The organism is Sulfurimonas sp., from assembly GCF_028694895.1.
GTDB lineage: Bacteria > Campylobacterota > Campylobacteria > Campylobacterales > Sulfurimonadaceae > Sulfurimonas.
Map to the genome: position 1 here is coordinate 1 of NZ_JAQVKA010000047.1, position 12996 is coordinate 12996.

The 12996-nt window shown below is 35.3% G+C and carries 9 protein-coding genes; 6 read left to right on the plus strand and 3 right to left on the minus strand.

The window, feature by feature from the left end; translation table 11 throughout:
• Together PHI38_RS06620 and PHI38_RS06625 are read right to left on the minus strand one after the other, a co-directional pair.
• On the minus strand, positions 1–1275 hold a 1275-nt coding region (locus PHI38_RS06620), incomplete at its 3' end, for a ferredoxin--nitrite reductase (protein ID WP_299854139.1).
• Positions 1276–1347: 72 nt separating this feature from the next.
• The gene (locus PHI38_RS06625) at positions 1348–3336 is read right to left on the minus strand and encodes a molybdopterin oxidoreductase family protein (RefSeq protein WP_299854141.1); all 1989 of its coding nucleotides are present in this window, start codon (positions 3334–3336) and stop codon (positions 1348–1350) included.
• Positions 3337–3507: 171 nt separating this feature from the next.
• On the opposite strand from PHI38_RS06625, the gene PHI38_RS06630 reads away from it, so the two are divergent.
• On the plus strand, positions 3508–4788 hold the full coding sequence (locus PHI38_RS06630; RefSeq protein WP_299854143.1) for a nitrate/nitrite transporter: 1281 nt from the start codon (positions 3508–3510) through the stop codon (positions 4786–4788).
• A complete protein-coding gene (locus PHI38_RS06635) occupies positions 4788–6407 on the plus strand; it encodes a bifunctional protein-serine/threonine kinase/phosphatase (RefSeq protein ID WP_299854147.1) in 1620 nt (539 codons plus the stop codon). Before PHI38_RS06630 ends, PHI38_RS06635 begins: the two co-directional genes overlap by 1 nt.
• Before the next feature lie 20 nt (positions 6408–6427).
• Here PHI38_RS06635 and PHI38_RS06640 read toward each other — a convergent pair whose 3' ends face one another.
• Positions 6428–7237, minus strand: a complete 810-nt coding sequence (locus PHI38_RS06640) for a formate/nitrite transporter family protein (RefSeq protein WP_299854148.1) — start codon at positions 7235–7237, stop codon at positions 6428–6430.
• A gap of 249 nt (positions 7238–7486) precedes the next feature.
• On the opposite strand from PHI38_RS06640, the gene PHI38_RS06645 reads away from it, so the two are divergent.
• The 4 genes from PHI38_RS06645 to PHI38_RS06660 are packed head-to-tail and all read left to right on the plus strand — an operon-like array spanning position 7487 to position 12849.
• On the plus strand, positions 7487–8800 hold the full coding sequence (locus tag PHI38_RS06645; RefSeq protein ID WP_299854150.1) for a hypothetical protein: 1314 nt from the start codon (positions 7487–7489) through the stop codon (positions 8798–8800).
• Between the two features lie 2 nt (positions 8801–8802).
• Complete coding sequence (locus PHI38_RS06650; RefSeq protein WP_299854152.1) at positions 8803–9891, plus strand: trypsin-like peptidase domain-containing protein; 1089 nt, start codon at positions 8803–8805, stop codon at positions 9889–9891.
• A 4-nt stretch (positions 9892–9895) separates the two neighbouring features.
• Entirely contained in the window at positions 9896–11845 is a 1950-nt protein-coding gene (locus tag PHI38_RS06655; RefSeq protein ID WP_299854153.1) for a M3 family metallopeptidase, read from the plus strand.
• Positions 11846–11901: 56 nt separating this feature from the next.
• Positions 11902–12849: an endonuclease/exonuclease/phosphatase family protein gene (locus PHI38_RS06660; RefSeq protein ID WP_299854155.1), complete on the plus strand. Its 948-nt coding sequence runs from the start codon at positions 11902–11904 to the stop codon at positions 12847–12849.
• Positions 12850–12996: the final 147 nt, after the last annotated feature.

Genomic DNA, 12996 nt, shown 5'->3' on the forward strand with positions numbered 1-12996 from the left:
CACTCTTGCATCACTTAGCGGTACTGTCCTCTGGAGATACTCCGCCATATTTAGCGCATCGCTCTTGTTCTCTATAACCCCAAATGAGCAGTGCTGTGAACCTGCACAAGCTATAAGATGGTTTTTGTATGGCGAATCTACACTTTTGTATTTTTGAAATATCTTCTCTTGTAAAATAGCGTCATAATCAGTAACTCCAAATATATAAACACTCTGCTCTATGTCAAAACGAATTTCACCATTTCCAAACTTCTCGCTTACATGTGAGACTTCTATCAAATCGCTTCCGCTAAATATTCCAGCAGGAACAACCATATGAACTCCAAAAGTTCCATCACGCAACTGTACTTTTCCGTGATCTGGATCGTTAAAATCAAGCTTTGTCATCGTCTCACCAGCACCAAGAAACTCAACTCCAGCATTTTCTCTGATAGCACTACTTATCTCTTGCATACCAACAGCTTCTATCAAAAAAGAGAGTCTATTTTTGTTTCTGTTGTCTCTAAAACCAAATCTTCTAAAAATATCTGTTAGCGCGTTGTATGCGCTCTTTACTTGGTTTGGAAGTACAAAAATATCTGCACTTTTTGCAACTTTGCCAACTTTTCCGCCAAGGTAGATGTTGTACCCATAAATACCATCTTTTTGAGCCAACACAAAACAGCAGTCATGGCTAAAAGCGTTACATCTGTTTGAGATTGAGCCTGTAATTGAAGTGTTAAACTTTCTTGGAAGTGCGCTAATCCACTCATAATCATGTAAAAAAGTACTCTCAAGCTCTTTTAGTAGTGAAAATGATGGCAGAACATTGTCAAATCCGCTACTATCAAGCGGGTCTGTTACTATGTTTCTGAAGTTATCCACGCCAGTCTGATAAGAGCTAATACCAACGGCTCTCATCTTCTCAAAAATCAGCGGTATATTTTCTATATCTATAAAGCGAAACTCTATCTGCGCTCTTGTAGTTATGTCTATGTAGTCCTCTCCAAAATCTTTTGCGATTTCGCCTAAAACCTTTGCTTGAGTTGCATTTAGATAGCCGCCAGTTATACGAACTCTTATCATAAACTGTTTTGGTGTTTGTGAGTCTTTATCATAGATTCCAAAACATTTTAAAAAGTAGCTCTTATCCTCATCTAAAATTGAGTCATAACCATTTTGCGCATAGTGCTCCAGCATCTTAAATGCCTCTTTTGGAGTTCTAAGCGCTTTAATCTCTTCTATTTTATTTACTTTTTTTGCTCTTGCGTCATAAGCTTTTTGTAACTCTTGCATTGTAACTCCGATCTCTATCGAATATAGTCACAATTTTAGCAGTTCCATAAAGCCTAATAGGCAATTTAGTGATTATTTTTTATACACCACTTCAATTTTTACTGCACTATGGTTGTAGTCTGGTTGCAGTGACTCAGAATCTAGCAAATCATTTGTTAGATAGTTGATATCGCTGTTGCTTATAGGGATAAAAATCTCTCCCTCCCTAACGCTAGGGCTTATAAGTGCATTAGTTGTTAAAGAGCCTCTTATGGATGAGACTATTAGCTCATCGCCATCTCTTATGCTCATTCTCACTGCGTCTTGTGGGCTTATCTCACAAAAATTAAGTGCTTTGTATTTCACTAAAGATGCCACATTTGCGGACTTTGTTCCGCTGTGCCACTGATCTCTTGTTCTTCCAGTTAGAAGTAAAAACGGATACTGCTGAGTTGTTGCTTCACTAAGATTTAGATTTTGGACAAAAAAGAGGTTTCCTTTTTTTGATGGAGTTAAAAAATCTTTAATCTTCTCTCCCCAAACAAAGGGCTTACTTGAGAGCTCATCATAAGAGGCTTCGCTCATATCCATATAGCTATTTAACTTTGTCATCTGCTGATACTCTTCAAATATCTCTTTTGGTTCTTTATAATCAAACTCTTTTTTATAACCTAACTCTTGAGCCAAGAGCATAAAAATCTCCCAATCTGCTTTAAGGTTTTTAAATGTTTTACCGAGTTTTTGCTGTTTTGTAATTGTTCTATCAAGATTTGTCTGAGTCCCCTCTTTCTCGCCCCACGGAGTTGCTGGAATCATTATATGCGCAAACTGCGAGGTTTGAGAGTTGTCGTATGCGTTTATCTCTACAACCAATGGAATCTTTTTTATAAGAGCCTCATTTTTATTTCTGTTTGGAAGATGATAAATTGGGTCCGTGTGACAGATGATAAGAACATCAAAATCACCCTCCAACATCTGCGTTGCGCAGACTCCTGCTTTGTTGTGTATCTTTTTTGTATTCCAAAATTTTGATACTTTTTTTATGCTCTCATCATCAAAACCAAGATGAACACCAAGCATAGTTGAGAGCCCACCGACTTCTCTTCCACCCATCGCATTGGGCTGACCTGTAAGACTAAGAGGACCATTTCCTTTTTTAAAAATCTTACCGCTAAGAAGGTGTGTATTTATAAGCGAGAGGTTTTTATCTACACCTTGAGAGGATTGATTTATCCCCATCGTCCACGCTGTGATGATATTTTCGCTCTCTTTGTAGAGCGAGAAAAACTCTTCAAACTGCTCATTTGTTAAGCCGCAACCCTTAAGCATATCTTCACTATTTAAAGATAAAAGCCCATCTTTTAGGGCTTTAAAGCCATTTAGTCTGTTTTTTACAAACTCTTTATCATACAACTCTTCTTCTATTAGCCTCTTAGATATTAGGTTAAAAAAATCTATATCTCCTCCAACTTTTATAGGTAGATAAATATCCGCACTCTTAGCACTCTCTGTAAATCTAGGGTCAACTACTACAACACGCAGACCATCTTTTTTTGCTTTTTTTATCTTATTGTGAAAGATTACATGTGATTCTGCTGTGTTTGCCCCTGCTAAAATAAGCAAATTTGCACTAAAAATATCATCCATCCTAAGAGGAACAAAATCCGCACCGATACTCTTTTTATAACCAACAACAGCGCTTGCCATACATGTACGACTGTTAGTATCTACGCTGTTTGTGCCGATAAATCCCTTTGCAAGTTTATTTGCTATGTAGTAATCCTCTGTTAGCAACTGTCCAGAGAGATAGAAGGCAACCTTCTCTTTTGGGGTACTTTTAATCTTCGCTGCAATAGTAGATATGCACTCCTCATATGAAGAGTCCCTAAAATCTTCATCAACACTTTTGCGAATCAGCGGGGATGTAAATCTCGAATCAAGTCCCATACTACCCAGCTGTGATGCACCCTTCAGGCAAAGAGTGCCTTTGTTGATTGGATGAGATGAATTTCCGCTGAGTTTATCGCTCTCATATTCGATGCCACAACCAACACCACAATAACCACATACAGACTTAATCATAATAATTCCTCTTATATTTTTATTAAAAAATTATAGGATAAATTATTTTGATTATATAAAGGTTACTGATTAATATTTATGCAATTGAATTGATTACTTTTTAATCAACTATTTGAAACAATGGCACTATTTTGTCACTATAATTTTCTCATCAAACATAGGAGATTTATCATGGCAGGGTTTGGCGCATTGAGAGGACAAGGGCATTGGCCCACACTTTTAGCAGCATTTTTATATTTTGATTTTAGTTTTATGGTCTGGACAATGCTTGGACCATTATCCACTGAGATAGCAGAATCTTTAGCGGTTGGCGGATTTTTAATCAGTGAGACGCAAAAGGCTACACTACTATCTATTCCTGTACTAGCAGGAGCTATTCTTCGTATAGTTTTAGGTTTTGGAGTTGATAAATTTGGTGCTAAAAAAACCGCTTTATCTTCTCAGCTTATCGTTATCTTGGTTTTGTTCTACGCTTACTTTAAAGGTAGTAGCATAACTTATGAAGAACTTTTAGTAGTTGCTCTTGGTTTAGGTTTTGCAGGTGCATCTTTTGCGGTGGCTCTTCCACAGGCTGGGCAGTGGTATCCCCCAAAACTTCAAGGAGTTGTTTTAGGAATTGCTGGAGCTGGAAATATCGGAGTTGTTATAGACTTCCTGTTTGCACCAAAAATTGCTCAAATCTGGGGATGGGAGAGCGTGTTTTTGGTAGGCGCTGTTTTATCTACTATCATCTTTTTAACATATATCTTTATGGCAAAAGATGCTCCAGCAGAGGTTTATACACCGCGTCCAAAGAAATTGCGTGACTACGCTAAACTACTAAAAGATAGAGATACATGGTGGTTTAATCTATTTTATGCGGTAAGTTTTGGCGGTTTTGTAGGCTTTGCTGGATATATGAAAGTCTATCTGATGAACACATATCAAGCCGATATGAGCACGTTTGGGCTAGATATACTAAATGAGCAAAATGTTAAAGTAACGGCTGGTTATTTTGGGGCACTTTGTATCTTTGCAGGAGCTATTTTGCGCCCAGTTGGCGGGGCAGTTGCAGATAGATTTGGTGGTGTAAAATCACTATATCTCTTTTTTGGCTCTGTTCTTGCTTTTGCACTTCTAAACGCTTTTATGGTTCTACCTTTTGGATTTGCGATTTTAGTTCTGTTTCTTATCATGGCAAGTCTTGGGATGGCAAACGGTGCTGTTTTTCAGCTTGTACCGCAGAGATTTGGTAAAGATATAGGCATCATGACAGGGCTTGTTGGCGCTGCTGGTGGGCTTGGAGGAACTTTTATCATAAACGCTTTTGGATGGAGTAAAGAGGTCTTTGGTGGATATAGCGAGGGGTTCATGATATTTGCTCTCATTGTTCTTGTAGCACTCATCGGTATCAGCCTAGTAAAAACAAGATGGAGAACAACATGGGGTGTAAATGCAGGTGGTAGAATCTAATGCAAGAGATTAAACACTCTGCATTTGGACTTGCTAAAGGCAGAGATTTAACTAGTGATGATTTTTATGCCATAAACTCAAATGCACAAACAACTATCGCCATCATCTGTGATGGCGTTGGAAGTGCTGAAGCTGGTGGCAGAGCAGCACAAAGAGTAGCGAGTTACTTATCTAACAACTTTAAAATACGCCCAAAAGCGTGGAGCATAGAAAAATCTATACAAACTTTTATAACTTCAATAAATGCAATTTTATATCAAGAGAGCCTTGAGAACTATGAGAGAAGCGAACTTCTCACAACTCTAGGACTTGTTGTAATAGAAGGCGATAGACTATATGGAGCAAATGTTGGCGACAGCAGAGTCTATCTTCATAGAGGCGGCATTTTAAAGCAGTTATCTTATGACCATATAGAGCAAGACAAAAGCCACATACTTACTCAAGCAATCGGCGCGCAAGGTAGTGTTGAGCCATTTTACTTTGAAAATATCTTAGAGCAAAACGACAAGATACTTCTTTGTAGTGATGGACTTTACAACACTCTCTCGTATGAGTACATGCAGAAAAACTTACATCTTGGAGCCCACTCTTTGGTAAAAGAGGCGAGTTATCTAACAAGTGACAACTTAGCAGATGACACAACAGCTCTCGTCATAGAGATAGTAAAAAAGAGTGAATTTAGCACTCTAAAGATGCAAAAAGTGAGTATCGCGCAAAATCTTCAAGCTAAAGATGTCATAGACGGATACACACTTGAGCGCTCACTAAATGAGACCACTTGGGAAGCTTACAAAAAAACAAAAAGATATATACTAAAATTTGCGCCAGAGGTTGCTCTCGAAGATGAGAAGATACTAGACCTTTTTATCAAAGAGGCTTGGAATGCAAAGAGATTAAAAGCTCCGTTTTTTCCAAAAGCAGTTATCCCGAAAAACAGAACTCACAGATACTATGTTATGCAAAAAATCAATGGGCAAAATCTTCACGAGATATTAAATGAGCAACCTCTAAAAGTAGATGATGCCCTAAAACTTTGTGGGGTGCTGCTAAGTATGTCAGCTTTTCTTTTAAAATACGATCTTGTTCATGGCGACATAAAACCTCACAACATAATTCTGATAACAAATGGGCAAAATGTGGAGTTTAAGATAGTCGATTTTGGTTTAACAACTGAGATTTTTTCTACAAACTCTAAAGCTGGAACACCGAGTTTTTTATCTCCTGAGAGGTTTTTAAACGAGGCCATAAGTGAATCAAGCGAGATTTTCTCTATCGGTGTCACGCTCTACTACGCTCTGACTAAAAAATATCCTTATGGAGAGATAGAGCCATTTCAAACGCCTTCATTTAAAGAGGCAAAAAAGCCAAGTTTTTACAATCAAAACATACCACACTGGCTAGATAGCATCATTTTACGCTCCATCGTACTTGATAAAGAGCAGAGATATGCACACTACTCCGAGATGGCTTATGAGCTAAAAAACCCTCAAAAAGTAGCACCCTATTTTTCAAAAAACATCTCTCTTATCAAACAGCATGAAGTTTTCTTCTACAAACTCTCTTTCATAACCATGACAATCATAAATATAGTCCTACTTATCTGGATAAATTCAAAGTAAAACAACTCATATTCGTAGAGTTATAGCTTTCTTTTTGCGCCAGTTTTAGCGTGTGTTGCATAGAGTGTTAATCCTGTAAAGGCTAAACCTCCGATGAGATTTCCAAGAACTGTTGGAATCTCATTCCAGATAATATAATCAGCAATCGTAAAATCTCCACCCATTATCATCGAAAATGGAAACAAAAACATATTTACAACTGAGTGTTCAAAACCCATAAAGAAAAAGAGCATGATTGGCATCCACATAGCTATGGCTTTGCCGCTTACATTTGTTGAAATCATAGCTCCAACAACTCCCATTGAGACCATCCAGTTACAAAGCATTCCACGGATAAAAATTGTAAACCACCCAGCTACGCCATGCTCTTTATAGCCTAAAGTACGCCCTTCCCCAATACTTGCTATCTTCTCTCCAACCAAGCCAGCATCTATGGAGTAGCCATATGTCAAGATAAATGAGATCATAAAAGCAACAAGTACTGCACCTCCAAAGTTACCCAAAAAAACCAATCCCCAGTTACGAAGAACTTGCTTCACAGTAACCCCTTTTCTCTTATCTAAAAGAGCCAAAGGAACTAAAACAAACACCCCAGTTAAGAGATCAAAGCCCATAAGATAGAGCATTATAAAGCCAACAGGAAAAAGCATAGCACCAACAAGAGCTGAGCCAGTCTGCATAGTTACTGTTATAGCAAAGGCAGCTGAGAGTGCTAAAATTGCCCCAGCCATAAAAGCTCTGATTATGGTATCTTTTGTTGACATATAAACTTTTGACTCACCTGCGTCAATCATTTTAGTAACAAATTCAGTAGGAACTAGATAAGACACGATAAACCTCGTTATATTTAAAATTTAATGCTTTAGAGATTTATATCGTAAAAAACTTAGATTTACTTATCAAAAAATATTTTTGTATCATATATGATTTATTATATACACAAGCAAAAAAACGTCTTCAACATACTGTAATTATTTATCTTAAAAGCACACATACGACTTACCTTTGTATATCTAGGCTAATCTTTTGTAAAGATGCTTTGACTATAATACAGCTATAAATTTTTATAAAGAGAGTCTATGGGCTGGTTACATTTTTTAGAGACAAAAGATGAATTAAAACATATATTTGGAAGAGGTATAAACGCAAATACCTCTAAAGATGAGGAGAAGCTCTTTAACAAATCGTATGAGGCATTTGAAGCAAAAGATATACTTTTAGCTTATGAGTATTTTTTAAAATCTCTTATAAACTACTCAGATGATAAGTCAAATGAAAACGTAATAATAAAAAGAAAAAAAGATACTCTTTCTTTTGAGATATATCAAGGAAGTGCCATAATCAGAGGCACAGTTACAAAAGAGACTCTTAATGCAGAAACAATTCTTTGTAAAAAATCATCTGCGCATGTAGCATTAAAACGCCTTATTTTAGAGCGAAACTACCAATTTACTTATGCTTATTATTTTAGTGATGATGAGTATATAAAACTAAAACTCTCGCTTAATAACTCTACTATGAGTCCACAAAAAGTATTTTTTCCACTTAGAGAGATTGCCCTAAATGCAGATTTTGACAAAGAATATACAAAGAGTGAATTTTTAGATATCCCCATAGAAGAGATATCACATCTAAAAGCATTAAGCCAAGAAGAACTATCTTTAAAGTATGACTTTATGCACAGATGGATTGATGAGATAAATGTTAAAATAGCCTCTCTTCCATCAAATGACCATGCGGGAATGGAGTCTTTTATACTTCTGTACCTTCTTTTTAAAATAGACTACATGTTAGTACCAAAATACACCATATTTAAAAAATCCACTAAAAAGATTCAAGAGTATTTTAGTGAAGAAAACTTGAGCGTTGAAGCAAAAAATGATGAACTACGAGAGTATATTGGTGAGCTTCAAGAGATGAGTTTTGATGAATTTAGAGAAAATTTTTATGATGCAAAATATACATTTAATCCAACAGACAAAGCATCCACTGAAGAGATAGATATATTTATAACAGAGTCTCTCTCAAAGATAAGATGGTATAAAAACAACAGATACAGCCAAATAATTCCAACTATGTATAAATATATAGCGATGTATATACTTTATAACTATGGGCTGCACCAAGTTACAAAAGAGTTGCTTCACACCTTAGTAGAGATTCAAAATCCAAGCTTTTTTAAAGAGCTTGGATATACACCTTTATATGATGAAGAGAATCAAGTTTTTTCAAAAAGAGCTATTATCTCAAAAGTAGACACAATAATAACTACTAATAAAGGCCGTTTTAAAAAGCTAAAATCTTTTGGAGATAAACTTAACTTCTCATCACTAAATGAGCTAAACAACAGCTTTTATCTTCAACTAAAAAATCTTAATTATGAGGAGATTTAACTATGAATACCCAACTCATACTTGAGAGATATATAGAAAATATTATACAGATTATGACTCCTTATGGAAGTGGAACTGGATTTATTATTGATGATTTAATAGTAACAAACGCTCATGTTGTCGCTGGACTTAAAGAGGTGGTAATTAGCTCAAAGGCGATAAAACGCTCCATTGCAAAAGTAGTTTATGATGATGCATATTTCGATTTGGCATTTATTAGTTTTGAGTTTGAGAGACCAAAAAATCCTTTAACTTTATCCACAAAAGAGATACAAAATGGAGATGGCGTTATAGCTATTGGGCACCCTTATGGGCTAAATTACAGTGCAACAGAGGGCATAGTGTCAAAAGCATCAAGAATTTATGGAGAGCTCGAATACGTGCAAATTGACGCAGCTATTAACCCAGGAAACAGTGGCGGGCCTCTTATAAATGTAGATGGAGAGGTTATTGGCGTAAACACGTTTATTATTCAAGACTCTAACAACTTAGGTTTTGCACTTCCATACTTCTATGTTGATGAAGCTCTAAAGAACTATAAAAGTCTTAATATAAAAAATATCCTAAAATGTCACTCTTGTAAAAATCTCATTGATGAAAAAGATATAAAAGATGACTACTGTCCAAGATGCGGCATAAAACTAGAAATTGCTAGGCTTAGAAGAAAAGGGTATAAACCAACAGGAAGCACAAAACTCCTAGAAGAGATTTTAGACTCTCTTGAGATAAATGTTACTCTAGCAAGGCGTTCACAAGCCTCATGGCGCATAGACTATGGCACTGCAAGGATAGAGATAACTTACTATGAAAATGGTGTCATCATAGGAGAGTCAAAACTTTGTGTTATACCACAAGAAAATATTGAGAGTATTTATGACTATCTTCTTGATGAAAATAGAAAATTTACATATCTGCACTTTTGTATAAATCAAAATATCATCTATCTCTCACACCTTATAATTGATTCATCACTAACACTTAAAGAGGGGCGTGTTGCATTTGAGAGGCTGTTTAAATACTCTGATATGTATGATGATATACTAATTACAAAATTCAATGCAATAAAACAAAAACGAGATGAAGAGGATTAAATAAATGAGTAAATTTTTAGAGTTAAAAGTAGATTTGGATAGTTTCATAAAAGAGCTAAATCAGAAATTAGAAAAAAACAACAAAAATGTAGAGAAACTTATAAAGATAAAAGATAAGACTTTTGCAAATTTTGTAAAGCCTCTTGAGATGATGGATGAGAAGTTAGAGCAGTTTTTTACGCAGCTCTCACACCTAAACTCTGTAAAAAATAGTGCTAAAACACAAAAGGTTTATGCTGCATCTCTGCCAATAATCACGGAGTACTCAACAAAACTCTCACAAAACATAGATATATATAACGCTTATAAAGAGATTTATAAAAATGAGCAAAAAAGTCTAAATCAAGAGCAGAAGAGAGTCTTAGAGCTCAATATATTGGGCTTTGAGTTAAGCGGCGCACATCTAGATGAGAAGACTAAAAAGAGACTTCAAGAGATAAATTTAAAAAAGAGTTCACTAACTAATGATTTCTCCCAAAATCTATTAAATGCAACAAATGAGTACAAATATATCATCACTGATGCAAAAGATGTAGAGGGCATACCACAAAGCGATTTGGCTAATGCGTTGATCAAAGAAGATGGTGTAACTAAGTATAAATTTACACTTCAAATGCCCTCATATATAGCCTATATGACATATGGAAAGAATGAGAAGATAAGAGAAGAGCTCTACCGCGCATATGTAACAAGAGCACCTCAAAACGCACAGATAATTGATGAACTTTTATCACTAAAAGATGAGATGAGCAGACTGCTCGGCTTTGATAATTACGCTTGTTACTCACTTGCTAGTAAAATGGCAACAGATGAGTCAAGCGTTATAGGCTTTTTAGAAAAACTCATCTCTAATTCTAAGCCTCAAGCAGAAAATGAGTTAAAAGAGCTTCAAGAGATGGCAAAAAAGCCACTTAAAAGTTTTGACACAGCTTACTACAGTGAGCTTCTTAAAAAAGAGAAGTATGATATAGATGAAGAAGAGTATCGCCCATATTTTGAGCAGAAAAGCGTTTTAGAAGGCACATTTGAATTTTTAAATAAGCTCTTTAATATCACTTTTAAAAAAAATAGCGAAGAGTTATGGGATAAAAAAGCACTCTCTTATGATTTGTATATTGATGGCTCTTTAAAATCCAGACTTTACCTTGATTTAGAAGCTAGAAAAGGCAAACAGGGCGGTGCATGGATGAATAATTTTGCCTCACACCATATAGATGAAAAAGGCAACGAACAGTTAGCGTCTGCCGTTATAGTGTGTAATTTTCCACCATCAAAAGGTAAAAATCCATCTCTATTAAGACACGATGATGTAGTTACTCTATTTCATGAAATGGGCCATGCTCTGCATCATATGTTAAGTGAAGTAAACGAAAATGGTGTAAGTGGCGTAAATGGTGTTGAGTGGGACGCTGTTGAATTTCCATCTCAGTTTTTAGAAAACTTTGCCTACGAACCTAAGGTTTTAAAACTATTTGCAACTCACTATAAAACAAAAGAGATTATCCCAGATAGCATGATAGAGAAGCTAGTTAAAAGCAAAAACTTCCAATCAGCACTAGGGATGTTAAGACAACTTGAGTTTTCCATCTTTGACTTTAAGCTTCATACAAAGCTTTATAATGGTAGTGAAATACAAAGTCTTCTAGACTCTATTAGAGAAGAAACTGCGCTTATAAAACCACCATCGTATAACAAGTTCCAAAATGGTTTTTCTCATATCTTTGCTGGTGGATATTCAGCTGGATACTATAGTTATAAATGGGCTGAAGTATTAAGTGCTGATGCCTTTTTTAATGTTGTTGATGAAGGGATTTTCAATTCAAAGTGTGCAACAAAATATCTAGATATTATTCTAAAAAGTGGTGGATCAAAGAGCATGGAAGTTCTGTATAGAGAATTTATGGGAAGAGAGCCAAATCCAGATAATTTATTGAGGCTAAATGGTATCATCTAATGAAGAGTCTACTTTTATCGCTGTTCCTTTGTGCATCTCTTTTTGGAGAAACTATTTTGAAAATAGCGACATATAATGTAGAAAATCTTTTTGATTTACAAACAAGTGGCAATGAGTATAAAGAGTATATACCAAACTCCAGCTCGCAGTGGAATCAAAAAAATTATAAAATAAAACTCAAAAATATTGCTCATGTGATAAAAGATATAGATGCAGACATAATAGCGCTTGAAGAAGTTGAGTCACTTCAAGCACTTATGGATTTGAGATTTGCACTAAAACAGAGCGGCCTCTATTATGGTTACTATAGCATTGCAGATAAAAAAAATACAACTGTTAAAGTTGCTCTACTTAGTAAAATTCCTTTTGTTTATTCCAAAGAGATAAGCGTAACTCAGACATATGAGTATAGAAATATTTTAGAGACAAAATTCAAAATTGATGGTAAAGAGTTCTATGTTTTTGTAAATCATTGGAAATCAAAATCTGGCGCAGAGAGCCAAAGAGTGCTCTGTGCAAAGAGTTTAATCAAACGTGTAAAAGAGATAGGTTTTGATAAAAATATTATTTTGCTTGGAGATTTTAACTCAGACTATGAAGAGTATCTAAAATTTAAAAGAAAAAGAGAGCATAACGATACAGGTGGCGTAACAGGCATCAATCATATCTTAGGCACAATAAATCAAAGAGATTTGGCTTCTAATGTAACTCATCATAAAGAGAGTTTTTACAACCTCTGGTACGATACAAATGAAGAAAAAAGATACACATATATATATAGAGGTAAAAAAGAGGTACTAGACAATATTTTGATATCTCAATCACTTTTAAATGATAAGGACGTGTCATATGTTAAAAATAGCATCACTAACTTCAATAAAGAATATCTTTTCAAAAAAAATAATATATATAGATGGGAAATTTCTCGTGCAAAGGTAAGAAAACATAAAGGAAAAGGTTATTCAGACCATTTACCAGCAGTTGCTAAATTTAGAATTGATTAATTAAGATAAAAAATATTGGTTGATTGATTAGTAAATAAGGTTGATTAATTAAAGAGTTAAAGTTTGTAGAAGAAGTAAATGATCAACTAGGCAGCGACCTACGTTTCCAATCCTGCAAGGATCAGTATTATCAGCGATGAGAGGCTT

What these genes read in the sequence shown, in the direction of transcription:
- PHI38_RS06645 (WP_299854150.1), top strand. Translation starts at nt 7,487, where the DNA reads ATGGGCTGGTTACATTTTTTAGAGACAAAAGATGAATTAAAACATATA.
- PHI38_RS06655 (WP_299854153.1), top strand. Translation starts at nt 9,896, where the DNA reads ATGAGTAAATTTTTAGAGTTAAAAGTAGATTTGGATAGTTTCATAAAA.
- PHI38_RS06630 (WP_299854143.1), top strand. Translation starts at nt 3,508, where the DNA reads ATGGCAGGGTTTGGCGCATTGAGAGGACAAGGGCATTGGCCCACACTT.
- PHI38_RS06650 (WP_299854152.1), top strand. Translation starts at nt 8,803, where the DNA reads ATGAATACCCAACTCATACTTGAGAGATATATAGAAAATATTATACAG.
- PHI38_RS06635 (WP_299854147.1), top strand. Translation starts at nt 4,788, where the DNA reads ATGCAAGAGATTAAACACTCTGCATTTGGACTTGCTAAAGGCAGAGAT.
- PHI38_RS06625 (WP_299854141.1), bottom strand. Translation starts at nt 3,336, where the DNA reads ATGATTAAGTCTGTATGTGGTTATTGTGGTGTTGGTTGTGGCATCGAA.